Annotated in this window: 22 protein-coding genes and 3 pseudogenes; 18 read left to right on the top strand and 7 right to left on the bottom strand. The window is 50.0% G+C overall.

The window, feature by feature from the left end:
- Position 1 precedes the first annotated feature (1 nt).
- The 12 genes and pseudogenes from ACYVAD_RS09650 to ACYVAD_RS09595 all read left to right on the top strand — a co-directional run bounded on the left by ACYVAD_RS09650 (position 2) and on the right by ACYVAD_RS09595 (position 11,686).
- A complete protein-coding gene (locus ACYVAD_RS09650) occupies positions 2-178 on the top strand; it encodes a hypothetical protein (RefSeq protein WP_461139279.1) in 177 nt (58 codons plus the stop codon).
- Positions 179-196: 18 nt separating this feature from the next.
- A pseudogene (locus ACYVAD_RS09645) lies at positions 197-1,078 on the top strand (serine hydrolase domain-containing protein); the annotation flags it as partial.
- A 234-nt stretch (positions 1,079-1,312) separates the two neighbouring features.
- Positions 1,313-2,575 (top strand): L-fucose:H+ symporter permease, encoded by a 1,263-nt coding sequence (gene fucP, locus ACYVAD_RS09640; protein ID WP_461139278.1) that lies wholly within the window; start codon positions 1,313-1,315, stop codon positions 2,573-2,575.
- 795 nt (positions 2,576-3,370) lie between these two features.
- Positions 3,371-4,255 carry a 5-dehydro-4-deoxy-D-glucuronate isomerase gene (gene kduI, locus ACYVAD_RS09635; protein WP_461139277.1) on the top strand — a complete coding sequence of 295 codons (885 nt, stop codon included), beginning with the start codon at positions 3,371-3,373 and terminating at the stop codon, positions 4,253-4,255.
- A 77-nt stretch (positions 4,256-4,332) separates the two neighbouring features.
- Positions 4,333-5,289, top strand: coding sequence for an ROK family protein (locus tag ACYVAD_RS09630; protein ID WP_461139276.1), 957 nt, complete (start codon positions 4,333-4,335; stop codon positions 5,287-5,289).
- 19 nt (positions 5,290-5,308) lie between these two features.
- Positions 5,309-6,433, top strand: a complete 1,125-nt coding sequence (locus tag ACYVAD_RS09625; RefSeq protein WP_461139275.1) for a DUF4861 family protein — start codon at positions 5,309-5,311, stop codon at positions 6,431-6,433.
- Positions 6,434-6,447: 14 nt separating this feature from the next.
- Complete coding sequence (locus tag ACYVAD_RS09620; protein WP_461139274.1) at positions 6,448-7,476, top strand: PfkB family carbohydrate kinase; 1,029 nt, start codon at positions 6,448-6,450, stop codon at positions 7,474-7,476.
- A gap of 5 nt (positions 7,477-7,481) precedes the next feature.
- A complete protein-coding gene (locus tag ACYVAD_RS09615; RefSeq protein WP_461139273.1) occupies positions 7,482-8,147 on the top strand; it encodes a beta/alpha barrel domain-containing protein in 666 nt (221 codons plus the stop codon).
- Complete coding sequence (locus ACYVAD_RS09610) at positions 8,144-9,451, top strand: MFS transporter (protein WP_461139272.1); 1,308 nt, start codon at positions 8,144-8,146, stop codon at positions 9,449-9,451. Before ACYVAD_RS09615 ends, ACYVAD_RS09610 begins: the two co-directional genes overlap by 4 nt.
- A 91-nt stretch (positions 9,452-9,542) precedes the next feature.
- Positions 9,543-10,310, top strand: a complete 768-nt coding sequence (locus ACYVAD_RS09605) for an SDR family NAD(P)-dependent oxidoreductase (protein ID WP_461139271.1) — start codon at positions 9,543-9,545, stop codon at positions 10,308-10,310.
- 6 nt (positions 10,311-10,316) lie between these two features.
- A complete protein-coding gene (locus ACYVAD_RS09600; protein WP_461139270.1) occupies positions 10,317-11,228 on the top strand; it encodes a nucleotidyltransferase family protein in 912 nt (303 codons plus the stop codon).
- 47 nt (positions 11,229-11,275) lie between these two features.
- Positions 11,276-11,686 carry a galactokinase family protein gene (locus tag ACYVAD_RS09595; protein WP_461139269.1) on the top strand — a complete coding sequence of 137 codons (411 nt, stop codon included), beginning with the start codon at positions 11,276-11,278 and terminating at the stop codon, positions 11,684-11,686.
- On the opposite strand, the pseudogene ACYVAD_RS09590 reads toward ACYVAD_RS09595, so the two are convergent.
- Positions 11,687-13,043 (bottom strand): annotated as a pseudogene (locus ACYVAD_RS09590) (Tn3 family transposase); the annotation flags it as partial.
- Between the two features lie 233 nt (positions 13,044-13,276).
- Between ACYVAD_RS09590 and ACYVAD_RS09585 the strand changes: the two are divergent.
- Entirely contained in the window at positions 13,277-14,296 is a 1,020-nt protein-coding gene (locus ACYVAD_RS09585; protein ID WP_461139268.1) for an IS110 family RNA-guided transposase, read from the top strand.
- Here the strand turns inward: ACYVAD_RS09585 and ACYVAD_RS09580 are convergent.
- Positions 14,292-15,929: pseudogene (locus ACYVAD_RS09580) on the bottom strand (DUF4158 domain-containing protein); the annotation flags it as partial. The gene ACYVAD_RS09585 and the pseudogene ACYVAD_RS09580 overlap by 5 nt on opposite strands.
- Positions 15,930-16,467: 538 nt before the next feature.
- Between ACYVAD_RS09580 and ACYVAD_RS09575 the strand changes: the two are divergent.
- Entirely contained in the window at positions 16,468-16,854 is a 387-nt protein-coding gene (locus ACYVAD_RS09575) for an OmpA family protein (RefSeq protein WP_461139267.1), read from the top strand.
- Positions 16,855-17,526: 672 nt separating this feature from the next.
- On the opposite strand, the gene ACYVAD_RS09570 is transcribed toward ACYVAD_RS09575, so the two are convergent.
- From ACYVAD_RS09570 to ACYVAD_RS09550, 5 genes are all read right to left on the bottom strand, one after another.
- Positions 17,527-18,477 carry a pepsin/retropepsin-like aspartic protease family protein gene (locus ACYVAD_RS09570; RefSeq protein WP_461139266.1) on the bottom strand — a complete coding sequence of 317 codons (951 nt, stop codon included), beginning with the start codon at positions 18,475-18,477 and terminating at the stop codon, positions 17,527-17,529.
- Positions 18,478-18,631: 154 nt separating this feature from the next.
- Positions 18,632-19,795, bottom strand: a complete 1,164-nt coding sequence (locus ACYVAD_RS09565; protein ID WP_461139265.1) for an alpha/beta hydrolase-fold protein — start codon at positions 19,793-19,795, stop codon at positions 18,632-18,634.
- 327 nt (positions 19,796-20,122) lie between these two features.
- Positions 20,123-21,124 carry a bile acid:sodium symporter family protein gene (locus ACYVAD_RS09560; RefSeq protein ID WP_461139264.1) on the bottom strand — a complete coding sequence of 334 codons (1,002 nt, stop codon included), beginning with the start codon at positions 21,122-21,124 and terminating at the stop codon, positions 20,123-20,125.
- A 106-nt stretch (positions 21,125-21,230) separates the two neighbouring features.
- Positions 21,231-22,259, bottom strand: a complete 1,029-nt coding sequence (locus tag ACYVAD_RS09555; protein WP_461139263.1) for a methionine synthase — start codon at positions 22,257-22,259, stop codon at positions 21,231-21,233.
- 29 nt (positions 22,260-22,288) lie between these two features.
- Complete coding sequence (locus ACYVAD_RS09550; RefSeq protein ID WP_461139262.1) at positions 22,289-23,335, bottom strand: DUF1852 domain-containing protein; 1,047 nt, start codon at positions 23,333-23,335, stop codon at positions 22,289-22,291.
- Between the two features lie 631 nt (positions 23,336-23,966).
- Between ACYVAD_RS09550 and ACYVAD_RS09545 the strand changes: the two genes are divergently transcribed.
- The 4 genes from ACYVAD_RS09545 to ACYVAD_RS09530 all read left to right on the top strand — a co-directional run bounded on the left by ACYVAD_RS09545 (position 23,967) and on the right by ACYVAD_RS09530 (position 25,881).
- The gene (locus tag ACYVAD_RS09545; protein WP_461139261.1) at positions 23,967-24,428 is read left to right on the top strand and encodes an Lrp/AsnC family transcriptional regulator; all 462 of its coding nucleotides are present in this window, start codon (positions 23,967-23,969) and stop codon (positions 24,426-24,428) included.
- An 89-nt stretch (positions 24,429-24,517) separates the two neighbouring features.
- The gene (locus tag ACYVAD_RS09540) at positions 24,518-24,766 is read left to right on the top strand and encodes a cysteine-rich CWC family protein (RefSeq protein ID WP_461139260.1); all 249 of its coding nucleotides are present in this window, start codon (positions 24,518-24,520) and stop codon (positions 24,764-24,766) included.
- A gap of 227 nt (positions 24,767-24,993) precedes the next feature.
- On the top strand, positions 24,994-25,407 hold the full coding sequence (locus ACYVAD_RS09535; RefSeq protein ID WP_461139259.1) for an antitoxin Xre-like helix-turn-helix domain-containing protein: 414 nt from the start codon (positions 24,994-24,996) through the stop codon (positions 25,405-25,407).
- Between the two features lie 9 nt (positions 25,408-25,416).
- Positions 25,417-25,881: an RES family NAD+ phosphorylase gene (locus ACYVAD_RS09530; RefSeq protein WP_461139258.1), complete on the top strand. Its 465-nt coding sequence runs from the start codon at positions 25,417-25,419 to the stop codon at positions 25,879-25,881.
- The last annotated feature ends 286 nt before the right edge of the window (positions 25,882-26,167 follow it).

The raw sequence follows: 26,167 nt of genomic DNA, 5'->3' as shown, positions 1-26,167 counted from the left end.
CATGATTAAACGGATTGTGACAGCGTACCTGATTACGCTTCTTTCCGGTTGGGTACATGCGCAGCCCAATTACGATTTTGCGCCCCTTACCCGCCAGATTCAGCAGTGGGTAGACAAAGGGTACTACCCCGGTGCGTCGATGCTGGTGATTAAGGGCGACAAGCCGATTTACGAATAGTATTTCGGGACCCATACCCCCCAAACGCAGGTCTATATTGCGTCGGCGGGGAAGTGGCTGGCAGCGGCCACCATTGCCGCCGTTGTCGACGAAGGCAAGTTAGCCTGGAACGATAAAGTCGTTGACTGGTTGCCCGACTGGACCGACGCCAAGGGTCAGGCTACGCTCCGGCAGTTGCTTTCCCACACGGCCGGTTACCCCGATTACCAGCCCGAAGGCAATCCGGTAGATCGGTATCAGACGCTGGCAGAATCGGTTGCGCGTATAAAACCCCTGCCAGTCGATACGCTGCCCGGCACCCGATTTTTCTATGGCGGACTGGCCATGCAGGTGGCGGGCCGGATGGCCGAACTGGCCACAGGTAACGACTGGGAGACCCTGTTTCAGACAAAGATTGCCCGACCGCTGGGCATGACGGCAACCCGGTTTACCCCGGTCGACTCGGCGGGTGGACACAGCCCGATGCTGGGCGGAGGTGCGCGAAGTACACTCCACGACTATGTCTGTTTTCTGAACATGGTTTATCACCGTGGTCTCTATAAGGGTAAACAGATACTCTCGGTTGCTGCGCTGGCCGAGATGCAGGCCGATCAGGTTGGGCAAGCTAGTGTACAGTCTGATGCTTACATCCGAACGGCCTATCGGCCCCACCCTGATCTGTACGGTTTGGGCGAGTGGCGGGCAGAAGTGGATAATCGGGGGAATCCGACCCTGCTTACCAGCCCGAGTTGGGCCGGTGCCTACCCGTGGATTGATCGAACCGCGAATATGTACGGCTTTTTTCTAACGCACGTCGATGTGAACGGCCCCGCCCGAATCGATTCGTTCAACGCCTTTTACGCCAGTCCTGTTCTACCCGGACTGGTGCGGCAAGCAGTGGGTACGTCACACAAACATTGAAATGATCAGTCTTTGTACACAGCAAGCATTGGTTAAGAGCTGTGTCTATCAAAGCAAAAGGGCATGTATTTTTGAGTTGGTTTGGTAAACGTCTCTGATGCTATCGGAGACGTTTCTAGTTCGTTGGTAATTCGCAAAAACTTCCGGTGGTGATTGGGTATGAAGAAGGACCTGCTGTCTACTTCCTGATGAAGGCGAACTGTAAAGACGCTGCCAATTCCCCGAAAAACGCTTATGCAAGCAAGTTCCGTACCCACTACCGTAACACCCGCTTCGTTTACCGAGAAAAAATACCTCATTACGTTCATCTTCGTTACGTCGCTGTTTATGCTCTGGGGCATTGCCATTACGATGGGCGATGTGTTGAACCGGCATTTTCAGAACGTGCTGCATGTATCCAAGGCCGAGTCGGGACTGGTGCAGTTTTCAATTTTCGGGGCTTATGCTATCATGGGCATTCCCGCCGGGCTGTTCATGAAACGGTTCGGGTATAAAAAGGGGGTTCTGCTGGGGCTGGCCCTGTATGCTCTGGGTGCCTTTCTGTTCGTGCCTGCCGCCAACGCCGAATCGTTCGGGTTTTTCCGGATTGCCCTGTTTATTCTGGCGTGCGGACTGGCCACGCTGGAAACCGTAGCGCACCCTTTCGTAGCGGGCCTGGGCGATCAGCGCACCAGCGATCAGCGAATCAATTTTGCGCAGTCGTTTAACGGACTTGGTGCGGTAATAGGTCCACTCATCGGAGGTTATTTCATTCTGCGGGGCGGGCAGGCGCATTCCAACGATCTGGAATCGGTGAAGATGCTTTACATCATTATCGGCTCCGTCATTTTGAGCATCGCCATTGCGTTTTCGTTTGTGAAGGTTCCACCGGTTCAGGATGCGCACGCCATCGAGGTAGAAGCTGATGCATACGCCATTCCTACCACACCTGAGACTATTCAAAAATCCAGGAGTTTATGGCAATACCCACACTTTATCTGGGCCGTCATTGCCCAATTATTCAACACAGCGGCTCAGGGCGGGACGTGGGCCTTTTTTATTAACTACGGTATTGAGAAAATGGGCTTCGCGGCCGAACAGGCATCGTATTATTTTGCTTTGAGTATGGTGATGATGATGATTGGCCGGTTTGTGGGAACGTACCTGATGCAGTTTATTGCTCCGAACAAGCTACTGGCTGGCTTCGCGCTGGGCAACGTATTGATGTGTCTGATTATCGCGCAGAGTTTTGGCTGGCCGTCGTTTGTAGCCTTGCTGATGCTTAATTTCTTTTTCAGTATTATGTTCCCCACTATCTTTAGTCTAGGTCTGAAAGGCATGGGTGATAAAACGCAGCAGGCGTCGTCGTTTATCGTCATGGGGGTTGTTGGCGGTGCGCTATTCCCACCCCTGATGGGACAACTCGCCGATGCCGATGTAGCCGCAGCCTATTACCTCCCCATTATCTGCTACGTCGTGATTTTTCTGTTTGGAGCCAAATTCTACAAAATTCGGTAGTCAATAGTTTGGAGCCGAGCGAATCAAGACCTGTAGTGGCAAACGAATAAACTCATGCATCGTTTCTGATTACTACCAGCCTTCAGTTTCGCTATATGTTGGGGTTGATCTGTATTCTTGGGTTATAGTAAACCAGCGATAAAGAAGTACTCCCTCCGCCAAGTAGGAAGCTGGCAGATGTCCTGAAAGGCCCATTCTTTATTACTACCAGCGAATTAATTATCGTGAACGTAACCGAAAGCGCATAGCTACCTGCAGTCTCGTTCTGCAGAGGAGGGAATTTCTTCAATCCCTTACATTTCATTCTAAACCCAAACCGACCGCTATTAGATAAAGGATCTGTACGTCCTAAACGTGACCTTTTGCGAGTAGTTGAAACGTGGTATACAGCTTGGCGTAGATTCCTGACCACACAGTTTCTTCAGAATAAGCCAGTCAACGGGTCAGCACCATTTTTAAAGGCATAATCCCGGTCAAACCCGGGCGTTACGTCTGGGCAGTGATAGCGATCGTGTTGAACAGTCCCAGCGTGAAAAGCAAAATTAGCCGCATTGACTTTACGCTATTTTCTGGGTGAAAGCTTTTTTTGATCATTGTGTAACGGGCTGAAACAAAGTGAAATCGGTACGATAGGTCTTTCGAATCAGTCTGGTTTTTAGGAGTAGGGAACAAAATCGAATCGGGAAAGGGGTATGAGGGCTAAAAGGCAGTCTATTTATTAAAAAGAATGAACCCAAAACGGTTTTCTCTAGGCTAAAATTGGTGGGCAGACTCACGCCTTAACTTCCTCATTATATGCAAACAGAACAGGATGCCGTTGCCGTTGGCAAAGCAGAACAGCACATTACGTTCGAGAGCCGGTACGCGACGTCACCAACCGAGGTGAAGACGATGAATACCGAACAGATCCGGCAGCATTTTCTCATCGAGAATCTGTTCGTGGCTGACCAGTTCTGTTGGGTGCTTTCCTTCTTCGACCGCTACCTGACCGGGGGTGTGATGCCCGGAACGAAACCTGTAACGCTGGAAGCCCCGTCTCAATTGAAAGCGTCCTTTTTCCTGGAACGTCGGGAACTGGGCACGATTAACGTGGGTGGCCCCGGTCAGGTGATTGCCGACGGCGTTGCGTATGATCTCGATTTTAAAGAAGCCCTCTATGTTGGTCAGGGTACGCAACAGGTTCTGTTTGCTTCGATCGACGCGGCCAATCCGGCGAAATTTTACCTGAACTCGACCCCGGCGAGTCGTACCTACCCCACTCGCAAAGTAGCGAAAGCTGACGCCGACGTGATCGAACTCGGCAGTCCCGAAACGGCCAATCACCGCACAATCAACAAGTTGCTGGTCAATAGTGTGTTGCCGACCTGCCAGTTACAAATGGGGATGACCGAACTAAAGCCGGGCAGCGTCTGGAATACCATGCCCGCTCATACCCACGACCGGCGCATGGAAGTATACTTCTATTTCGAGGTGCCGAAGGGGCAAAGTGTTTGTCATTTCATGGGCCAGCCGCAGGAAACACGCCCGGTCTGGATGCAGAACGAACAGGCCGTGATTTCTCCCAACTGGTCCATACATTCCGGGGCTGGCACGTCTAATTATACCTTCATCTGGGGAATGGCCGGCGAAAACCTCGACTACGGCGATATGGATTTCTGCCCGATTACCGAACTACGGTAAGCCGGGCCACGCCCGACCTGTGCGGCCTGGTCCGCCTAGTTTTTATCCAGTCGATTGCATTGCTGATACCCAATAACTTGAACGATTTATCTGAACGCCTGTACCATTCATCCGGGCGAACCTACTGGGGTGTCGATTTAGGCGGCACCAAGATCGAGGGGGTTATTCTGTCCGCTCCCTCACCCAATGCCGTACTGACTCGCCGGCGAATCGACACCGAATCGCATTACGGCTACGACCACATCATCAGTCAGATCGTCCGGCTCATCAACTTGTTGAAAACCGAAACGGGGCTAAAACCTGATCGCATTGGTTTTTGTACGCCCGGCACGATCGATCCGGCGACTAATACCATGAAGAACTCGAATATGACCTGCATCAACGGGCAACCGTTTCGTGATGATCTGTCGAAAGCGCTTGGTGTACCCGTCGCGATTACGAACGATGCCAACTGCTTTGCGCTTTCGGAAGCTACGATGGGCGTTGTGCAGGATGTCGTTCCCAGCTACCGGACCGTTTTCGGGGTAATTTTGGGAACGGGCGTCGGGGGTGGTGTCGTCTTTCGGGGGTTGGATGGGCAGGCCGTCGTGCAGGCGGGCCGTCAGGGCATCGGTGGCGAATGGGGCCATAATATCTTGGAAGAAAACGGCTATGCCTGTTACTGTGGCAAGCGTGGCTGTAACGAACAGGTTATTTCTGGACCGGCCCTGCAACGGTTTTACCTCGAACAGTGCGGAGAAAACCGCAATCTGAAAGAAATTCTGGAACGCTACCACCAACGAATCGACCCCGTTGCCGACGCCACCGTCGAGCGGTTGCTGACGTATTTTGGCCGGGCCGTCTCGACTATCGTCAATATGCTCGACCCGGATGCCATTATCCTGGGTGGGGGCGTGGGCAATGTAGATTTGCTGTACACGGAGGGCGTTGAGCGGGCCCGAAAATATGTATTCAACGACAATCGGCTGGAAACGCTCTTTCTAAAACCCAAACTGGGCGACAGTGCCGGCGTGTTTGGGGCGGCTTTATTGTAATCGACTCTACAACAAGACCATGAACCTGTTTACTGCTTTCGTTTCCCTTTTCCTGCTTATTCATTACGTCGGGGCTCAGTCACCGATTCGGATCAACAACCCGGCTGATGTACCGCTTAATGAGCAGGTCATCGAGATTCCCTGGGCCACGGTGAAAAAAGCCTATCCCAACGTCGACACGACGAATTTGCAGGTACTGTTGACGGGAAGTCAGCAGCCGGTGGCGTACCAACTGGAACGCCGGGGTACGAAAGACGTGCAGCACCTGCTGGTTCAGGTATCCATTGGCCCCAAACAGTCGATTGGCCTGACCCTACGAGGAGGTAAACCAGCACCGGCTGTTTCTAAAACCTATGGTCGCTACGTCCCCGAACGCTTCGACGATTTCGCCTGGGAGAACGACCGGGTTGCGTTTCGAATCTACGGTGCGGCCCTGAACGGACGGTCGGACAATGCCTACGGCACTGACATCTGGGCTAAACGGACGAATCAACTGATTCTGAATAAGTGGTACAAGGACAACGATTATCACAACGATCACGGTGAGGGGCTGGATTACTACCACGTGGGGCTGACCCTCGGGGCGGGCGACATCGCTGTTTTTCTGAACGATTCGCTCCACTTCATCCATAACTACACGAGTTGGGAAGTGTTGGACAATGGCCCCCTGCGTACCACGTTCCGCGTTCGGTTCGATCCCTACACATTCAATGGAATTACGGTTCGGGAAGTACGGACGGTATCGCTGGATGCCGGATCGCAGCTTAACAAAATACAGATCCATATTGAGCAGACGTCGGGTAAAACCCTGCCGATGGTGGTTGGCATCAGCCAGCGCAAAGAGCCCAGTCCGGTCCTGCTGGATGAAAAAGCGGGCGTGCTGGGCTATTGGGAGCCTACGCACGGCAACGATGGTACGCTGGGTATCGGCTGCGTATTTCCGGTTACGCCCGTTCGGATGCTGACCAAATACGATCATTTGCTGGCCCGGCTCGATGCGCCCCCAGTCGGTGACCTGATCTACTACTCGGGTGGTGCCTGGGACAAAGCGGGCCGGATCACCTCAACCCAGGACTGGTTTACTTACCTGCGCCAGTTTGCGCAGCAGCGTAAACATACCCCCCGTATCACCGTCGGAAAATAAGCCACTTTAAAACGATGTCCCACGTTGTCTGTTTTGGCGAACTATTGCTCCGGTTTTCGCCCGCGTTGAACGGCGACTGGTTGCAAGCAGGTCAGATGCCCGTTCATGTCGGTGGTGCTGAGTTGAACGTGGCCCGCGCCCTGGCCCATTGGCATACACCAGTCGGCTACAGTTCAGTTGTTCCGACCACCGTACTGGGTGATGAATTAGTGACGTTTGTCCAGCAGCAAGGGATCGATACGACCGGAATGCTGCGGTCAGATGACCGAATCGGTACGTATTACTTACCCCAGGGAGCCGATCTCAAAAGTACCGGAGTTATCTACGACCGGGCTGAGTCGGGATTTGCCCGCCTAATGCCCAATCAAACCGACTGGGACACGCTACTGGGTGATGCCGACTGGCTGCACATAAGCGCTATCAGTCCGGCATTGACCGCCAACGCAGCCGCTGTTTGCCAAGAACTAGTAAAAACGGCTTCGGCAAAAGGAATCACCATCTCGATCGATCTGAATTACCGGGCTAAACTCTGGCAGTACGGTGTTTCCCCCCAGACGATTATGCCCAGCCTAGTTGAGTATTGCGACATCGTGATGGGAAACATCTGGGCTGCCAACGAGCTGTTGGGCATTCCGCTGGCCGATTCCATTCAGGAGGATAGTACGCAGGCCGATTACCTGGCTCATGCGCTAACAACGGCGCAGACTATTCAGGAGCGGTTTCCACGTTGCAAAGCGGTTGCCAATACGTTCCGGTTCGATATTCCACCGACTGGTCTGCGCTATTATACAACGCTCTACAGTAGGGGGCAGCAATACGTATCTAATGAACTTTATACCAGTACCGTGGTCGACCGGGTGGGCAGTGGCGATTGCTACATGGCCGGGCTGATTTACGGGTTTCGTCATCAGCTTTCCCCCCAGCAGATTGTCGGCTTTGCTACACAGGCCGCTTTCGGCAAGTTGCAGGAATCCGGTGATGCCACCCGCCAGACGGTAAAACAGATTCAGGCCCGAGCAACTGGTTCGCTTTCTTATTCCTAGACGCTATGTCTTTTTCAATTTCTCATTTACTGACCATTTTAAGGGCCGCCCCCCTGGTGCCGGTGTTCTACCATGCCGACCCCGATCGCACCCGGCAAACCATACAAGCCTGTTACGAGGGCGGGCTGCGGGTGTTTGAGTTTACCAACCGGGGGGCTGATGCGCTGGCTACCTTCACGCAGGTCGTACCATTCGTCCGGCAACAGTGCCCGGAGATGGCATTGGGCATCGGAACCATTCTGACTCCCGACGAAGCGGATGCTTTTATGGATGCCGGGGCCGATTTTGTGGTGCAACCCGTAATAACCCCGGCGGTGGGCGATCGCTGTCACGCACGAAACATCCCATGGATACCAGCGGGAACTACTCTGAACGAGTTGTACCAGGCTACAGGGCTGGGGGCGCAGTTGCTAAAGGTGTTTCCGGGGAACGTCGTCGGCCCGGATTTTATCAAGGCTATTCGTGGACCACTGCCAGGCTTAAAACTAATGGTGACAGGCGGTGTCGAACCAACAGTTGAGAGCATAAAACCCTGGCTTGAGGCAGGGGCTACGGCCCTTGGGTTGGGGTCGCAATTGTTCGCCGGCGATTCGCTACAGCCTGACCAGCTACGCCTGCGTATTACCGATTTGTTGGCTCAACTAACCCCTTGCCCCCGCACAACTGTATGAGTAAATCTGTAGGGAATTTTCGCTGGACCGTTGTGGCCCTGCTGTTTTTCGCCACAACCATCAATTACCTCGACCGGCAGGTAGTGGGACTGCTGAAGCCTACGCTGGAGAAAGAATTCAACTGGTCGGAGATCGACTATAGCCGGATTGTGCAGTTTTTCTCGGCGGCTTACGCCTTTGGCCTGCTGTTGTTCGGTCGTTTCATTGATTACATCGGTACCAAGCGGGGGTATTCGCTGGCCATTATCTTCTGGAGTCTGGCGGCTATGGCCCATGCTCTGGCGACCGGTACGGTTGGTTTTATCGTGGCCCGTGTGGGGTTAGGGCTTGGTGAAGCGGGTAATTTCCCGGCGGCTATAAAAACGGTGGCCGAGTGGTTTCCCAAGAAAGAGCGGGCGCTGGCCACGGGGATATTCAACTCCGGGGCTAATATCGGTGCGGTGATTGCCCCGATCGTTGTTCCCTGGTTACTAGGTGTTTATGGGTGGCAGACTGCCTTCATTGCTACTGGCGCCGTTGGGTTCATCTGGCTGGTTTTCTGGCATTTTAGCTATCAATCGCCTGCGCAGCAACCTCGTTTGTCGAAGGCTGAATACGACTATATTCTTAGTGACAACGAGCCGGAAACTACTGCCGGTCAAGAGTCATCGGTTGGCTGGGGACAGCTATTGATTAAACGGCAGACCTGGGCCTTCGTAGTTGGCAAGATGCTGACCGACCCGATCTGGTGGTTTTTCTTGTTCTGGCTACAGGATTATTTCGCCACGACCTTCCACCTTGACACCAAGAAGCCAAACCTGTATCTGGCCGTACTCTATACGCTGGTCAGCATCGGGAGTATCGGGGGGGGCTACCTGTCTTCAGCGCTGATCCGGCGGGGCTGGAGCGTCTGGAAAGCCCGCAAGACGGCCATGTTCATCTTTGCGCTGCTGGTGGTGCCCGTCATCGCCGTTCGCTACGAACCCGGTATCTGGGGGGCGGTGGCCCTGATCGGTCTGGCCGGGGCAGCCCATCAGGCCTGGAGTGCCAATATTTTCACGACAGCCTCGGATATGTTTCCCAAACGGGCGGTCAGTACTGTGGTGGGCATCGGTAGCATGGCTGGTTCGGTAGGCGGCATCATTTTCCCCGAAATCGTCGGGCGCATCCTGCAGCGTTACAAACAGGCAGGCGACGTGCAGAGCGGATACGGCATCATCTTTCTGATGTGTGGTTCTGCTTACCTGCTGGCCTGGCTCGTCATGCACGTACTCACACCCACTATGAAGCCGGTTCAACTGGATTCGGTATCGGCAAAAGAATAACATACGCCCAGTCTGGACCAGTCTATCTTACCGTGCTAATTAACGAACAATGTATACTACCATTCACCAAGACGTTTTTATCCCTACAACAATGCGTGTTTTAGAGCAATTTAGTCTGGCCGGCAAAACGGCTCTGGTAACCGGCAGCGATACCGGATTAGGTCAAGCTATGGCCATTGCACTGGCCGAAGCCGGAGCTGATATTGTCGGTGCGTCCAACTCCGACGCGATTCTGGGCGGAGCTACCCAACAGGCCATTACCGGGTTGGGTCGTCACTTTACGGGATACATTGTTGATCTGTCGGACCGCGACAATCTGTATCAGTTCGTTGCTGACGTCAAAGCCGCGCACACCATCGACATCCTGATCAATAATGCCGGCATGATTCTGCGCAAACCCGTCGCTGAGCACCCCGACGACTGGTGGGATAAAGTGATCTCCGTAAACCTCGACGCGCAGTTTCTGCTGACCCGTGAGTTTGGGCAGGACATGATCACGCGAGGAAGCGGAAAAATTGTGTTTACCTGTTCCTTACTAAGTTTCCAGGGGGGCATTAACGTACCCGGCTATACCGCCAGCAAAAGCGCGGTAGCTGGTCTGGTCAAGGCATTCGCCAACGAATGGGCTTCCAGAGGGGTCAACGTAAACGGTATCGCGCCCGGCTACATTGCGACCAACAACACGGAAGCCTTACGGGCAGACCCCGACCGGTCGAAAGCTATTCTCGACCGCATTCCCGCCAATCGCTGGGGCGAACCCAGCGATTTCAAAGGTTCCGTCGTTTTTCTAACCTCTGAAGCCGGCGCTTACGTCAATGGTACAATTTTAACTGTGGATGGCGGCTGGATGGCCCGATAATCTTGTATGCAGCCAACCTTACTTATCCTGGCCGCAGGCATGGGCAGCCGCTACGGGGGAATTAAACAACTCGACCAGTTCGGTCCTAATGGGGAAACCCTTATGGATTATTCCCTCTTCGACGCTTACCGCGCCGGATTCAGGAAAGTCGTTTTCATAATTCGGGAAGAGCTTCGGTCTGATTTTATGGAGCGGTTCGAAAAGAACCTTGAAGGAAAATTAGTCATTGATTATGCCATCCAGTCCCTAAACGCTTACGTTCCTGATGCCCTTGGCGAAATCAATCGATTAAAGCCCTGGGGAACCGGGCACGCCATGCTTTGTGCCAAAGAATATACCCGCACTCCCTTTGCCATAATCAACGCCGACGATTATTATGGCGTCGAATCGTTTCAGATTATTTATGATTTTCTGACTAACGACCTCGACCCTCAGCTTCATGCGTTGGTCGGCTATGCCGTTAAAAACACCCTTTCCCCGTACGGATCGGTTTCGCGGGGGGTATGCAAGACGGAGGCCGATGGTAGACTTGAATCGGTCGTAGAACGTACCCAAATCTATTCAATCTCAAACGGGACAGAATCAGAGCGTATCGTTTATGAGGAGGAAAATGGGCAAACGTTCCTGGATCCAGATACCCCCGTATCCATGAATTTCTGGGGCTTCAAGCCAGACATCTTTCCATTGGTGCAACAGCAGTTTGAAGCGTATGCGACAATGCATGCAGGAACGCCTAAAGCGGAGTTTTATATTCCTACCGTTGTCTCCCAATTACTAAATACTCATACCGGCAGTTGTCGGGTTTTTCAAAGTCCTTCCATCTGGTTTGGCGTCACCTATCCGGCTGATAAACCACTGGTACAGCATACGTTAAGCGAACTTCACCGGAAAGGCGTGTACCCACGGAATTTGTGGTAAGTAATCGTTTAGCGTCAAGTTGATTATCGATTTTACTGAGCCCGATTATGAACGAATTAGTGCACAAGCTGCGTAACACGTACCAAACCCTTTTTGAGCACCAGCCGTTGCTGATTTGTTCGCCAGGCCGCGTCAATCTAATCGGGGAGCACACGGATTATAACGAAGGGTTTGTATTGCCCGCAGCTATTGACAAGGCAATCTATCTGGCCGTGGGGCTCCGGCAGGATCAACAACTTCATTTTGTAGCCCATGACCTGGACGAAATCTATCAGGGGTCTATGCTGGACATGCGCCCTACAAACTCTTGGTCTGACTATTTGCTCGGGGTGCTCGATCAATTCCAGTTGGCCGGTTGGCCGCTGCGAGGGATAAACTGTGTTTTTGGTGGGACAATCCCCATAGGGCCTTCTTCTTCCAACGGGGCAGATTTACACGCTAAGCAACTAAGACATTAGTTACTCTTTATCAGGGCGACGTAAGGGCCGCCGATGTCCACTATCAAACCCAGTTCCATTTTCAAAGCTGTATTTCCCCAATCGGTTGATGTGTTCAAAGCGGCAGGGCGATAGATGCTCAAAATGTGTCTCATCAACTATATAGCCTTCCGATGCCAACTGCCGTAGCACTTCCTGCATATACACCGTGTTCCATAACACAACGCAATTCGCTACAATAGTAAGACTCCAGCTTGATTCCATCTGCTGCTCGTGCTGTTTGCGCCGGATCACTCCATCGGAGCCGAACCATAACCAGGCCCGAAGACCGTTCAGTTCTTCCCCTTTGTTCAACTGGCCATGAATACGGCGACGCAACGGTTTACTCTGGAGATAACGCAGAATAAAAATCGTTTTGATCAGCTGGCCATAGGCCTGTAGCACATAAGTCAGGTTGTTTTGACGGGGATAGGCCTGAAGCTTGCGGATGAATAATGAGGCTGCTACCTCACCCGATTGAACCGACCCGGCCAACCGCAGCAACTCATCCCAGTGCCTTTCAATGTAATCGGGATTGATGGTTCCCGTGAACTTCAACCCTGGGTAAGTCCAGTCCTTGCCTTTGATTTTGCATAGCCGCTGATCGGCGATATCCCGTAAGCGGGGCGAGAACAAAAGCCCCAATAGATCGAACAACGCAAAGATAATATCGGTGTAGCCAGCCGTGTCAGTGGTGTGTTCGGTAATACGTAAGTCTGTTTGATTACCAATAATTTCGTCCAGAACGACGGTGGCATCCCGCAGGGTAGCTGGTACGACCTTGGTGCCATATTGAGCGTACTGATCGGCGGTGTGGTTCTGTTGGGTAACGCCTTTGCCTGGCCCAAAGTAATTGGGCAGCGCACGGGCGTTACGGATTTTTCCGCTGACGGGGAATCGCTGACCGTCGGAGGAAGAAAACGTCCCGTCTCCCCAGTAGGAGGCTAACCACTGGCGATGTTGCTCATTGACCAGTATATTGTTAGCCGCTCGTAGCGTTTCTTCCCGCAAATAATTGGCTCCTGTCCACCAAAGGCTCTGATAGGCTAAACCCGATGAGCGGGCCATGTCGGATAAGGGGATATTGCAACCCAGCGCCAAAAGGGTTGCCAACAGGCGAGTAGGGTGATCCTCGCCACGGGCGGCATGTTCAAGACCCAGCAAGTAGTGGGTAAAACCCAACCAGTTGTCCACCTACCTCGACCAGAATATCGGTCAAGTCAACCGCAGGCATACGCCGATTGATCTCCTCTTGCAGGGCTTTGACGGCCGATGGCACTTCTTCGGCCGTTAAGCGGGTCAATACCAGATGGCCGTCTTCCAAACGTAGATCGCCACCGCCCGGCCTTTAGGTTTGTGCGTCGAGACTATTCCAAGATTGGAGTAGCTTGCTGGTAAGTAAAACGGACTGGCACATCCTACCGCCCGGCTGGGAGTCAGACCCATGGGCCGATTCAGAGGCCAGTCCGGATTGCTTGCTAAGACTCGAATAGAAATGCGGGTTAGCAGACCCATCAGAAAGGTATCGAGAAAACAGCAAGCTCTTTGTTCACCTTAAAAATAAGCTATTTAATGGAAACACATTATTTTGTGGGCATTGATGTATCAAAAGCTACGCTCGATTGGGCGGTTTTTAATGGTAAAGCGATAGTATTACAGACTCAGTCACTTAACTCTGTGGTAGCCATCAAAGCGACAATCAAAGTGCTTAAGGCACTGCCTGACTTTAATCTTCAACAATGTGTATGCTGTCTCGAACACACAGGAATTTACAATGCTCTTATTCTTGATCAACTGCTAGCTCATCAACTACCAACTTGGTTAGAAAGTAGTCTTCAAATCAAACAGGCTGGTGGATTACAGCGAGGTAAAAGTGATAGCATTGATGCTCAGCGTATCGCCGAATACGCCTATCGTTTTCGTGATCGTATGCGCTTGTGGCAACCACCCCGTTATGTGCTCCAGGAATTAGTCATACTCAGTGCTTTACGGCAACGGTTGTTGTTGGTTCGGCAACAGTTACAAGTACCTGTAAAGGAACAGGCCGCTTTTGTCTCGCCTAAACTTCAGAAGCAACTGACTAGACATTGCCAGGCATCCTTGAAGGCGGTCAATACTGATCTGGAAAAAGTCAATCAGCAAATGGATGAACTGATCCACCAAGACGAACAGCTCTGTGAACTCTTTAAGCTCATTACTTCCATTCCTGGAGTTGGACCAGCTGTTGCCACAGAAGTCATTTTGGCTACGGACGAGTTTAAGAACTTTGCTGGGCCTAAAAAGCTAGCTTGTCACGCCGGGGTTGCTCCTTTTGAACATAGTTCTGGTACTAGTGTCCGAGGTCGAAGTCGTGTTAGTCAGCATGCTCGTAAACGGCTTAAGTTCTTATTTCATCTAGCTGCCATGTCGGCTGTCCGCGTGAAAGGCGAGCTGCAAATCTATTATCAACGCAAAGTAGCTGAAGGCAAAAACAAGATGTCAGTTTTAAATGCTGTTCGGAACAAGATTATACACCGAATTTGCGCCGTAGTTCGCCGTGGGAAAGAATATGATAATTCTTATCCCCTTTCCTTTCCCTTGCATAGACCATAGAAATCGGCCCGGCGGCTTCCAATAGCTTCTGCATAGGGGCTAACAGCGTTTCCAATTCGGAGATGCGTTGGTTGAGTCGGTCGATTGGTACCGGTGGAAGATTAAGTTGCTGACATAGTTCTTCCCGGCGAAGCCCCCATTCGACCAGTGGCATCAGATAACTGTTCAGATTACCGTACTCATAGGAGGGCTCCACAAACACATCTCCCGAGCGAAGTCGGTCCCGCAACGTGGCCAGCACACTCAATTCATAACCAGCACGGTCCCATCCAGTTTCGGTGTTATAGGCGAACTTCCGCCAGACCGGTTTGATAAAGTTACTGGGTGGGGCGGGTGGTAATTTGCGTCGGCTACCCTGTTGAAGCCCAATGACCAGTTCGAGTGCTTTGTCGAAATCATCCCCCGTAAAACCCTGTTGGAAGACGATCTGCCCTAACAGGTACGGGGTGAACTGTTTGAAAAAGCCATAGCGTTTAGCCAGAAAGCTTAGTTTCGAGTGGCGAGTGGGATGTAGCAAGGCTTCAACCGCCTGCCAGGCCAGCAGGAGTTTATCGCGGGGAATGGTTTGATAGATCGCGGGCCGCACCTGATCAGCAGGCGTTCCAGCTTCATCCAGCACGACCTTTACCGCTCCACCCAAGGTTTGCAGAGCGGTGTCTTTAGCCGCAGCAACCTCCTGCTGGTACTGTTCGTACTCCCGCCGGGCTTTAGCTAGATTGTATTCCCAGAACGCATCAAACATAGCCAATACCTCATCGGTCAGAGTAAGCAGGCTTTCGCGCAGAAAAGCCACCAGGATGGGATAGCGTTTATGAGCCGGAAGACGTTCCAGATGGCGGTTAGACCGATACCGGGCAATCATACTCAGCCGTTTTTGGCGATTGGGAGCCATCAGATCACCCCTCCAGGAGGGTACACCAAATTCCCGAAGGTATTTCAGTTTATCCAGCACCGTGCGAATAGCCGCCGGATTACTACCGGTTGCCGCTTGAACTAGCCACCTATGCCTGGTAATGGTCAGATCCTTGTCCGGTGTCAGCAACCCATCCAGGCGGGCCTTCAGCTCATCGGTCAGCAGTGGACTTAGTCGACGGTACGTCTCCTGGTGAGCCAGCTCATTGATGCTGCCTACCAGCCGCTCCAGTACGACAATCGCCGGGCGCACCAAGCGTTGCTGACGCAGCTTCTGGACCGTCATGGCCAGCAACACCCGCTCTCCATCATGTTCCAAAGCCCGTTCCAGTAGCCAGGGTTCCAACCAGATCACATCCAAAGGCTCCCATCGGCGAAAACCCAGGTGTTTGATCACTAGCGTGAAGTGATCGCTACGCGTTTGTTGGCGATGGCCATAGTCTGCCAGATGGATAGATTTGGTGCGCAGTTGCCCGGCGACGAACTCTACCACGTCGAGTGGTAACTGGGTCCACCAGTTATCGGGTAAAAATCCCATTAGCCGCAGTAGGCCAATCTGTAAGGCAACGGCTAACCGGTTGGTCTCTCCGCGCAGGGGCAACACAACCAACCGGTCGGCATGAGTCAGGTAAAAATGTTGGCGAAGATCCGCTTCCAGAATAATGGCTGGCACGGATTCATAGCGGGTCCGTTCGGGAATAGACAGGAAGTCGAGCGGCATTGGAATGGGTTATCAAAAAGGGTGTCTAAAACGACCCCCGTTTTTAGCGTACAAAGGCCGATTTTTGAGCTAGAAAGGTAGCTTTGCAAAGGAACTCCTTTTTGATAACAGTCTGATTAGCAGTACAAGGCGAATTGAAACTACATTTACGTTCTTAGCGTGTAAAAATGCCCCGTTGGAAGAAGAACCCCTGTTAGAGGCCGGTCACTACTATGATCTGCGGGTCGATTATTTTAACGACATCGAGTGGGGCGAAATTTACCTCTACTGGAAGCCACCACCAAAGCCCAACTCTGCCTTGAATCCGTTCGCCGAGAGCGGCGAGCCCATCCCCGCCGATTATTTTTTTCTAAAAACCCCACCTGGTAGGGTCGTTCCTAAACCGATTAGCCCAGCCGTTACCAAGCGATCCGTTGTGGTGTCAACGTTGCTTAAACCGGTACGTTCCCCAAAACAGAGAATCGTTACCTCGAAACAGATCCTGGCGCCCCCACCACTCAAAAAAACAACGGCTCCAGCTCCGGTAACCGCCGACTCCATGCTCATCCGCCGCGTGGATGCCGAACCGCAACTGACGATCAGTTCCGGCATTGCCTTGATTTTACGGACGGTGCAGTTTGAACAAAGCAGCTATGTATTGCTGGCGGGGGCATCGATGGAATTAAACCAGTTGGCTCAAGCCCCGAACGCCAATCCGCACTGGCACGTCCATATTGCCGGCCACACCGACAATGTGGGGGATTCCCGGCTGAATCAGACTTTATCCGAGCAGCGGGCAAAAGTAGTGGCCAGTTACCTGATCCGGCGAGGGATCGCTGATGAACGGATCACCACCGAAGGGTTTGGCAGTAAGCTGCCCCTTGGCGACAACACGACGGAAAGCGAACGGGGCAAAAACCGTCGCGTAGCAATTACCATTCGTTGAGTTAGATTTGCTCGTCTAGTGAAGGATACCAATCGGACTCAATTCTTCCGAACTTGGATTGAGTCCAGCCCTTTTTTAGTGGAAGAAGCAGTTCGTTTAGCGATAAGACTTGATTCACTAAACGCCCGGAATGAGCACATGGAGATTTTCCTCAGTCTCGGGCGGGAGCGTTTTACGAGACCAGTAAGGTAGTTGAGAGGTTGTGCCTTCAAAGAATAAATCGATTCTATACGCCCCAATAACGTAGAGTAAACACCCTTTGCTGCTCAAAGAACGAAGACGACACAGAAATACATGCCCCGGTTGTAAAAACCTGAGTTCTTGGATGGGCTGATATCCTTCAGACCTATCTGGTAACCAAGCTGAGCTTCCAGCCGGGATGTTTCACCGATGAAAACACTTAGGCCCAGCTTGCTGCCATAGTCTAGCGAGTTGACCGTTTTTTGATACGGCCATCACCCAACGTTGCGAGGGCGTGAAAGACACCAGTCGCTGGTGTTGGGTGATGAACTCAGCATGTGTCTGCTTGGCGTCTCCGGTCGACAGGGACAGCCCAACCTATTATTATGTACGTTGCTTGCGACAAGCTGACCGACCGTTAGAGACAGTGACAGTTAAGCAAGAACGGCTTATGCACGCGAGTTAGCTTTGCGCTCGGTATGGAATGGTTGCTCAACGTGATGGCTTTACGTAGAGTATCTGGCCACCAAAATCTACCACGGCATGATTATCAATCAAAAAATCGGCCGCCAGCACACCCCCCGATTCTGCGGATGGGCTGGCTGGCCGCTTTTCAGCCGCATAGGCGTAGGTGTCTTCCACATTGGCCGATTTCACCGTCAGCGGCACCCGACCAACCTGGATGGTGGCAGGGTGAGTGATTGCGTATAGCTGCCCGGTTGTTCCTGTAGGGCCGCCGTAGGTTTCGCCAGTACTGGTAAATGCAAGACCGGCTCGTTTGGCAAACTCGATGTCGAAGGTATTTTGTGCTACTGTACAGACAACCATTGGCTGCGTAACGCCATTGACGGTTACCGAGACGTAATACCGACCATCCTGATCTGACCGTCTCATCGGCAGAGCAACGTACCCTGATTTCAGTAGGGCCTTGCCGCGCGCCTGTGACGACGCATGTGTCGGGTTGATGTAGATCACACTCGCCGAGTAACTGATGATAACGCGATTTTCCGTCAGCCAGCGTAGGCCCAGCATCCCATGATTATAATCAGTGGGCGTTTCGAAAATAGATATGGGTGCCTTTGAGAAATGAGCGTCGCCAACGTCCAGTGTCGTAACAAATGCCTTGTCGCGTCCTAAATTGCTTACGTTTCCTTCCGAGGTGATTCCGTAGCTATCGACGTGAACGCGGTCTGTAATTTTGGCTTCATCGGCAGCCCGGTGGGAGATTTGCATGTAAAATCCCGCGTTGGAATGAACGTCGAAGGTAACGGGAAGCCCATTGATCGCCCCCTTCACATTGGGCCGGTTGCCGGAGTTCTGGACGATACGAAACGGAACGGTGTGCTCTTCGGTCTGCTTCGCTGATGATTGAGCGGTTGCCGGGTAGGCCATGCACATACTGGCGAAAACAGCGAAAAGACTCGTGCTGTGATAATTTCTCAATATCTGATCAGGTTTACGTGTAAACTGGAAACGCGTTAGCTTTTCGGATCAGCAAAATTAGCGATTAATGAGATGGATAAAGCTTAAACAATCGAGTACTTGGTCTGCTACTGATTCCTGTGTTTAGTAAAGGAGTAGCAGACCAGGTACTCGCTTACTTACCGGAGCTGTTTTCTAGCTCCCTGATTCGATATACATACTTCTCTTTGTTGGAGACTTTGTAAGCTTTCTTCAGGTAGAGCAAACCTGTATCCTTATCACCTTGCTTGACGATAATGTTAGCCATCATCTCCAATGGTTTATCATCGTTGGGGCTACGAGAAATGAGTTGAGCAACTAACCATTTAGCTTTCTCCAATTCATTTTTACTCTGGTAATACTGAGTAAACTGATAGTAAATAAAGCTGGGCAAGGCTATATCCGCCCCGTAGGATTGCCTAATTTGAGCTTGCTGCTGTTGCAAAGCGGAGATTGGGTCAACTTTTTGGGAAACCAAAATGTCCATCGCTGAGCGTTCCGAGAAGTGCCAATCATGGAAAACAAAGACTAATCCAGCAGGAATACCGGCTAGCGGCGTTGTCATATGATTAAATTGATTGAACTCGTCGAAGCGCCAGACAAAATTCGTAAGCTTTTTTCGCTGCAAAAGACTATCAGCCATTAGGGCCCCCACGCGAAACATCTCATCTTGTATACCCTCGTTGCCCACGCAGAAATAGTATTTCTGCTTTATGGCTGATGTGTTGGTGGTGTACTGCGCTAGTCTAGTCAATACGCGCTTCTGGTAAAAACTGTACTCTTTATCACCGGTGGGATAGTTCAAGGCGCCACTGATGCTAATCACGGATCGAAATAAATGGGGCAAAACCATCATTGCGTTGGTGACAAACTGTCCGCCTAGTGAGTGACCAATAAAGGTGAAGTGGTCATCAATTGAGTACGTCTGTTTGAGATGACGAACTAAGTCGTTTTCAATAAAGTGAAGAAATTTTTTGGACAACGAATCGTTTCGTTCGACGCTAAGTTCTTGACTTCTGTCCTTTTGCACAATACCGACGAAGATGGCATTAGGGATATCGTTGGTGCCCATCAGCCGATCAAGAGTAGTCGAGGTGTAATCAAATAGTGATACATCTTGAGCGTCAAGTAGGACAACAACCGGATAGGTTAAGTTTATTTTTCCGTAGTCTACAGGCAGTTGAATGTAGAGTTGATGGTCTGTATCTTCACTAGTTGCACGCAACACTACCGTTTTCTTCTGACTTAAGCTTTGTTGTTGAGCCTGGGCCCTCCCGCAAAAGGCCGCCACCAGAATCATAACTATACAAAGTATTTTATTCGTCTGCATATAAACCATGACGTTTAACTACTACAAAAGAACAGGTACCTTGCAATGCAAGGTAAACATTTGTGAAGAGTGGTGTAATACTGTGTTAGGTGGCTGTCGGGTATTAAATACTAGTTCGTCAATACAAACAAGATAGTAAAATCTATCATAGATTTGACAAGAAGCAACAAGACATCTGGATGGGCAACTAGGCAGGAAAATAACGCTTCATCTTACTTAGAGGAGCGTTTAATGAAACACGACTCTCTCCTGGCTCAAAACAAGATATCGAATTACGAACTCAATGCCTGCTCTCTCCTAACTTTCTACCCTATCCTGAGAGGACATACTTTTTGCTAATACGCTGGCTACAATAAGTTGCAAAGCGTGGTAGATCATAATTGGCAACAGGACTACGCCAGCCGCACTGGCTGAGAAGAGCACTTTGGCCATCACACTTCCCTGCACCAGCGATTTTTTGGAGCCACAGAACAGCGCCGTAATGCGATCCTCGCGGCTGAAATGGAGCAGGCGACTGACCAACTGCACAAAGCTATACACCACAAAGAACAGCGATAGCATACCCACAGCCAGTACAATCAGGTCGGACGCGGAGTAATTCTGAAATAGGTTCAGCTCAAACGATTCGCAAAAAGCGGTGTAGACAATCAACAGGATAGTAAGCTGGTCGAAGTAGCGCAAGGCTGTTTTATGGCGTTCGGCAAACCAGCCTAACCGCTTGTTCAACAGCATCCCCAACACAACAGGTACAATGACTTGTATGGCCAATTTTAGTACGATGGCTTGCAGATCAAATTGTCCATTGCTAGCACTCAGCAGAATGCTCATCCAAATAGGGGTAATGAACACACCAATCAGGCTCGAAATACTAGCGTTGAAGATGGCCGCCGGGATGTTACCGTTGGCAATCGATATCATCACGACCGACGAGGACACCGTTGACGGTAAGGCAGCTACGTAGAAAATTCCCGTCCAGAGCAACATCGTTTCGGGGGAAACCAACAAGGCCCGAGCTCCCAACACAATTGCCGGAAACACCACAAACGTGGTCAAGTGAATCAATAGATGGAGCCGATAATTGCGCAACCCCACCCGCAATTTATCTAGGTTGAGTCGCAAGCCGTAGAAGAAAAAGATCAAGAAAACGCCATAGTTGGTCAGTTCCGATACCGAGAACGGACCCGTCTGAATACCCGGCTCAGGCCAGAGGCGGGCCAAGCCAATCATAGCCAGTAGCGCTAAAATAAACCAATCGAGTCCGACACGAGCCAGTAGAGCGGGTAGCGACGTTTTTGCCATGCGTTAATTTTGGGTAGGTTTACTTGGTTGCAGCCCTCCATTTGAATAAATAAAACGATTTGATTAAGCACCAAAAAAGTATACCAGTTTCAACTTAATATCGGAGCTAAACCGCAAATTCTTTGCGTATAATGTCAGCGCCTGCGCTTAACGCATTTAACTTACCTCTTGCCACGTTTCGGGATAAAGGAGCCATACCACAGTTGGTAGACGGGTAAAGATTGTCAATGTCTACGAACTCAAGCGCTTTACGTAGTGTATCAGCTACTTCTTCGGGTGTTTCAATGGCGTTGCTTGCTACATCAATAGCACCAACCATTACTTTTTTACCACGAATGAGTTCAATCAACTCAAATGGTACATGTGAGTTATGACATTCTAAGGACACAATATCAACGCTCGATTTTTGAATATTGGGGAAAACTTCTTCGTATTGACGCCATTCAGACCCCAATGTCTTTTTCCAATCAGTATTGGCTTGTATTCCATAACCGTAGCAAATATGTACCGCCGTCTCGCAGTGTAAACCTTCTTTGGCTCTTTCTAACGCGGCCATTCCCCAGTCGTTTACTTCCTCAAAGAAAACATTAAAGGCAGGTTCGTCAAACTGGATAATGTCTACCCCCGCATCTTGCAGTTCTCTGGCTTCTTCGTTAAGTACTTTGGCGAATTCCCACGCCAATTTTTCCCGGCTTTGGTAATGGGCATCGTACAACGTATCTACCATTGTCATCGGTCCTGGCAATGCCCATTTTATAGGTTTATTCGTTTGTTTTCGCAAAAATTTAGCATCGTCAATAAAAACTGATTGTTGACGGGCAACCTCATCGACAACCACTGGGACACTCGCATCATAACGGTTACGAATTCTTACCGTTTTACGGTTTTTAAAATCTACACCAGTTAAATGTTCGATAAATGTGGTTACGAAATGTTGGCGGGTTTGTTCACCATCACAAATAATATCTAACCCCGCTAATTGTTGTTCCTGCAACGAGATACGTAAAGCATCCTGTTTGCCTTCCAGTAACTGATCGCCTTCTAATTTCCAGGGAGACCAAAGTTTTTCTGGTGGTGCAAGCCAGGCAGGTTTAGGCAAACTTCCAACAATTGAGGTGGGCAATAACTTCTTCATAATAAACTAATTTCAATTTGTTGTACCAGTTAAAGAGCAAAATTGGCCGACCACCGTTCTAAGAAACCTTTGTGCGGTTTAATGAAATGCTCTTCTGCAAATTTTCCCTGCTCATTGGCCAACCGGCTGCGCTCTTCCCGGTTGTATACAATTTTTGTTAACGAATGGTCCTGATTTGTCAAACTAGGCTTATGGTACACGCCTGCAACAGAATTGGCATTATAAATTTCAGGTCTGTAAATCTTTTGGAACGTTTCCATTGTACTGATGGTACTGATTAACTCAAGATTTGTATAATCAGCCAGTAAGTCACCAAAGAAATAAAAAGCCAAAGGTGCAACGCTATTAGGTGGCATAAAATAACGAACCTGCAAGCCCATTTTTTTGAAGTATTGCTCGGTTAGAGAAGAGTCGCTGGGCTGGTATTCAAAACCTATTATCGGATGATGATTTCCTGTACGATGATACGTTTTATTCTCGGCTACACTCAAACATATCACTGGTGGTTTCGCAAAGTGTTTTTTGTAGCTTTCTGAATTTACAAAATGCTTAAATATATTGCCGTGTAATACACCAAAGTTATCAGGAATACTAAAATGATCTTTGCCCTTGTTATGCTCTAAAAGCAATACACTAAAGTCATAATCGCGCACGTAAGAAGAAAAGTTATTGCCAACAATACCGTCAATACGTTGGCCTGTTTTGTGGTCGACAATATAAGTTTTTAAAATCTCAATCGATGGGAATGTTGTGCCACTACCGTCAATAGAAATATCAATAGAAATAATTTCCAATTCAACCGAATAGCGATCTTGATCAGGGTTATCCCAGTTGGCCAGGGCATTAAACCGATTAGTAATCATACTAATGGTATTGCACAAATTTTCCTGACGACTTGCTCCTCTTGCTAGGTTAGCAAAGTTGGTTGTTGTGCGCGTATTATCGGACGGTATATAATTTTCATCGAAATAAATACTCTTCAGTCTATATGTAAAGTCATTTTTAGTGGTATCAGGGGTATCTTCTATATAGCTCTTTTCGTCTATTCTTGACTCTTCTACTACAGTCGCTTTCATATGGTTACAGGTAGTTATTTTAGCTGGCAAATTTCAAAGTAAAAGATTAATTTATGTTTGCATAAACAAAAATTAGATAATATATCTTTTAAAGATGCTTATAGAAGATGATTAGTCTATTATTGATTGTAAAAACTGAAGGAATAGATAATTTCTCTTTAGAACGTGTTTGGGAATGGAGAAAAGTTGAGAGTTGCTCCAGCTTTGTGTCGAATAAGGAACAATTGTATGATTTCTTAACGGTCTACTGCTGCGGTACTGACTCACCTAGACGTATCAATGTGCGGGCGTAAACGGACCTTCATCGTTGCTATTCGGGGCCGACTCTGGCTTTCAGATGTGCGTATGGCAAATCCAGCCGATGGTCTGCTCACTGAATATAGATGCCCATTGCCATTGGTTAAATCAGAAAAGGCAGGCGGTATCGTCCGCCTTTCTATTTTACAGTACGCTTTGGGTTCTAATTTGCTCGCGGGCTTACTGAGAGGACTTAAATTCTTCAGAAAGCTGTTTTTCAAGATGTTATTTCCATATGAATGCATTCAGTTTGGATAAAAAACCTTATTTTACACAAATAGTAGATAATCCATCTCCTGAATATTCGCATTGAATAGCAAAAGAACAATAGTCTATGGAACGATTGGATGAGGTTGATATAGCGTTGCTTCGGCTGCTTGGCGATAACGCTAAACTAACCATCAAGGAGTTGGCCGAACGTGTTAACCTGACTTACACACCCGTTTTTGAGCGGGTTAAACGACTGGAGTCGAGTGGGTACGTTAAAAAATACATTGCCCTGCTCGATGCCGAGAAGCTCAATTATGGACTTATCGTATTTTGCAACATCAAGCTCAAGCAGCATGACAAAAGCATCGGTTACGAATTTGTGGCTGATATACAGAAGCTGAGTGAGGTTGTTGAGTGTTATAATATCTCTGGGGATTATGACTTCTTGCTAAAAGTGTACGTCAGAGATATGAAACACTATCAGGACTTTGTATTCAACAAGCTGGGCTCAGTAACCAGTATTGGCAGCACACACAGCACTTTTGTCATGAGCGAAACCAAAAACACATATAACATCAATGTTTAGCTAGTAACAGGCTTGACTAGTGATAGGCTCCTAAAGAGCCGGCTAAGTAACTTACAATCTGGGTTAGACCCTTCAAGCAAACAAGTCGGATGGAAGAACAAGATTGTCCGAAACATGCGTCGGTTAACTGCCCGCGCTGTCAGCAAAGCTTCGAGTGTCGGGTGGGCAGTATCAATTTGTGCCAATGCCAGAGTGTTACGCTATCCGATGCGCAACGTCAATACATCGAATCGCAGTACACTGGCTGCTTATGTGCCAACTGTTTGCAGGTGTTGCGCACGGCGTATAATCGACTCGAATATGATAAAGCCATTTCGAAAATTCTCTATGGACACTGAATCAGTGTATTACACGGGAATAGCTTAACAATAGTTGTGTAAAGTCAAGTATGATATTATCTTATCAAACGCCCGATTCGTGAGATGGAAATCGGCTAGTCAAATGGGTAGAATCAGTAATATTGACGGCACAGTCGACAGCTTATTGCATGACTACCCCTGCCAAGTAATTACCCTTGACAAGATGACATGTTTCACTTACATTTGTGACATAAGTCCCCCAGCAAATGGCCACCCCAACTCAACAACCCACCAGCTTGACCCGATCCTCGCCCTTTAGCGTGATCAATTCCTCACGACAGGGAGTACTGCGGGCACAAGTTGATGAGGTCGCCGCCCTGGTTGGATTGACAGATCGGGAGATGGCCTACGCCCTCAACATGACCCCCCGCAACTTACATCGACTCAAGGATGAGCAACGCATCAGTGTGGATGCTTCTGAACGACTGCTGTTACTCAAGAACCTGTTGATGCACGCGCTGGACACTTTTGAGGGACGGAAAACCAGTGCTTTACACTGGCTACGAACCCCTATTCGAGAACTGGCTACTCAATCACCGCTGCAACTGCTAGATACGGTAACAGGCTTTGGCTTGGCGGATGACGTCTTGGGGCGGCTGGACTACGGTTTACCAGCGTAGGCCTCAAGTATGCGCATTCTCTACCGCATCATTCGGGACAAGTATCGGCATACGCCATTGTCCACCGAAGGAAGCCGGCTGTTTGGGGGACGTTGGAATCCCAAAGGTGTCGGTGTCTTGTACGCTACCTCAACCCCAGAACTAGGCCTAGTTGAGACGTTGGCACACGCGCCCTCGATCCGCTATGAGGACTTGCCCACTTATTGGGTATTCTCGGTGGACGTGCCGGATGACATTCGCTACATAAGCCGGGAGGCACTACCTGAGTACTGGCAGGACGAAACCTACGAACGTACGCAGGGCTGGCTCAAAGACTGGCTAGCGGCCCCTGACCAGCTGGGCGTCGCTATTCCATCGGTGCTGGTTCCCTTGTCGTACAATGTGCTGTTACATCCAGCCCATCCGTTATTCAGTGAAATTAAGGTGGTCGGTCAAGAGGTTCAGCCAGTGGACCATCGGCTTTGGCGTTCTTAGCTTATGAGGGATGTCGCTAACAAATCATAGGTTGGCAGGCTCCTGCATGTCCCCAAGGCCTGCCCTGTGCTTTGACTACAGCCTAGTGATCCGCCACCAGCTAGCCGTTTTGGAGACACTATCGGGGCGTCAACTCTCTATCAAAAGCTCTCAGGCAAGGTTGGTTGTCCCATGGGATGGGCCGTGCTAGTCAGAACGATCTATTACGCTTCATAAAACGGGTGTTTAAAAAGACGCTTTATCCTGTCCACTTCCGAACTGTCAATGTCCAAAAATGGACAGGCAC

It is taken from the genome of Spirosoma pomorum (genome assembly GCF_054776615.1).
Note: the sequence above shows the minus strand (reverse complement) of the source record. Positions and strands in the feature narration are given on the sequence as shown.